This window comes from Geobacillus zalihae NBRC 101842, from assembly GCF_001544135.1.
Taxonomy (GTDB): Bacteria; Bacillota; Bacilli; order Bacillales; family Anoxybacillaceae; genus Geobacillus; species Geobacillus zalihae.
Genome location: NZ_BCPV01000124.1, coordinates 1 through 2,214, shown reverse-complemented (window position 1 = coordinate 2,214; position 2,214 = coordinate 1). Strand labels below are relative to the sequence as shown.

Annotated in this window: 2 protein-coding genes; both read left to right on the top strand. The window is 39.0% G+C overall.

All coding sequences use genetic code 11. The features are described from left to right. On the top strand, positions 1-627 hold a 627-nt coding region (locus tag GZ1_RS17635; RefSeq protein WP_060789009.1), incomplete at its 5' end, for an IS3 family transposase. A gap of 333 nt (positions 628-960) precedes the next feature. After that, complete coding sequence (locus GZ1_RS17630; protein WP_255211324.1) at positions 961-1,506, top strand: flavin reductase family protein; 546 nt, start codon at positions 961-963, stop codon at positions 1,504-1,506. Positions 1,507-2,214: the final 708 nt, after the last annotated feature.

The window sequence follows — 2,214 nt, the reverse complement described above, 5'->3', positions numbered from 1 at the left end:
GTATATCGATTGTGTAAAGCGATGGACTTACTACGTCCGCAGCGAGAGAAACGGATTCCATATCCGAAGAAACTCGCTCGAAATCGCATTATTACAGGCTCGAATCAGTTATGGGAAATGGACGTGAAATACGGATATATCGAAGGAGAAGAACGCTTTTTCTTTGTTTTGTCGCTCATCGATGTGTATGACCGTTCGGTAATTGATTACCATATTGGGTTGAGTTGTTCAGGAAGCGATGCCGTAAAGACGCTTCAAAGAGCGTTATTCAAGCGTCAGCAATTTGAACAGGCAAATAAACCTGTGATTCGGACAGACAACGGCCCGCAATTTATTTCTCATGCCTTTGAAGCTGCCTGTGAGCGATTTGGAATCGAACATGAACGGATTCCACCACGGACGCCGAATATGAATGCACATATTGAAGCGTTTCATCGTTTACTGGAGGAGGAATGTCTAGGAAGAATGGCGTTTGACAGCTATGAAGAAGCTTATCAAGCCGTGATGGAGTACATGAAATTTTATAACGAGCGAAGGATTCATTCGAGTATTCTCGATCTTCCACCGCGTGAATTTTACAAAAAAGCGCAAACGGAATCGTTAATCATCAAAGAAGTTCGCGTATAAGGCAAGAGGATTTTGTCTTCTTGCCAAGAAAAAACGAGAAATTTTGAGAATAACCTAAAATTAAGATAGGATGTGTCCAAATTTAGGGGGTCAATCCGGTTAAGTGACAAAAAAGTTGTATACTGGACTCTTTAAAATGAGGGTGTCCCATTTTCTACTTTTGGGACACCCACTTTTTTTAAGGGGGATTCTTCCATCCACTTTTCCAATAAAGGATTATGCCATCTTTCGTTTTCTTGAAAACTTGTGTTCGTCCGCTGTATTGTAAGTTGTGAAATCTCCCTATGTTTCTTAAAAATGAAAAGCTAGACAGATATAATTAGCTTGGATAAAATGGAAAATAAGAACATCTACACAACTGAAAAACACGATTTTTACGGAAGGAGGAGTTCCATACATGGATGCCAAGGCGAAAAAAAAACGGCTTTACGTGGAATTACATACGGTTTATACATTGTCGGCACAAAAGATGAAAACGGTACTGCCAATGCTTTTGCGGGAAACTGGCTGACACAAACGTCTTTTAATCCTCCATTGGTAGCGGTTGCAGTGAAAGTAGGCACCCGTTCCCAAGAGCAAATTGCCAAAAGTGGCGTATTTAGCGTCAATATTTTGGAAACAGGCCAGAAGGATATGGTCACCGCTTTCTTTAAATCTTTAGAACCGGAAGGAAATAAGCTGGCAGGGTACGAATTCTATACCGAAGAAACAGGATGTCCGATTTTTAAAGATGCGCTCAGCTTCTTTGAGTGCAAAGTTGTCGAAAAAGTAGAAAAAGGCGATCACTATATTTATGTAGGCGAAGTCATCAATGCCGGTGTGCATCGGGAAGGAGATCCGCTGACACTGAAGGAAACCGGATTTTATTACGGAGGGTGATTGGGGTACTCCTAACGTACAAGCCTGTTATAAGCGGTTGCGAAAGGAACGGATATAGAAACCACTGTATGGATGAGATGAAGCAGGCGGAAAAAGCTTGCTTCATCTTTAGCAATCGAACTAACGTTTAAAATTATGTTAATAAACAACGATAAAAGGAATAATGATCAGCTTGTTTTAGAAAACATCAATGAATCAATAATATATATCAAAGTTGCATACCTCTTTCATACATCTAAAGTTCATAGTACACCTTATTTATATGTGATAAAACAGTCAGAAGAAATCGAGATTAGTACAGGGATGAAAAATCCTAAAGAACTAAGTCTTATGTTAATTGATGGAAGATTTCAGAGCAACCACCTAAAAAGACACGAAGGTAACCAATTAGTGATGCAGATCCCCCATTGTCTCCAAGAGTGAATGGAAAAACTAGTTTTTCAACAACAATCCTTTGACATCATACTTCTAAAAGAGAGGCCATTTCGCCAGACACTGTACATTTCATCACAAAACCGAGAATCATAATGATTTACCATTGTTAGAAATATACCAAAGCTGGTCATATCATGGTTGAACTTAAGAAACAACAAAAAAGCAATAGTGATGGTTGGGCGTAAATATTAAAGAATTTTCCGAATCATTTTTGGAAGCCTTGTTTATCGTCGGATAAAGATTATCAGATTCATTTGAACGAAATGGTTAACC

Excerpts from the sequence above, each read along its gene's own strand:
- GZ1_RS17630 (WP_255211324.1), top strand. The coding sequence starts at position 961 with ATGGAAAATAAGAACATCTACACAACTGAAAAACACGATTTTTACGGA.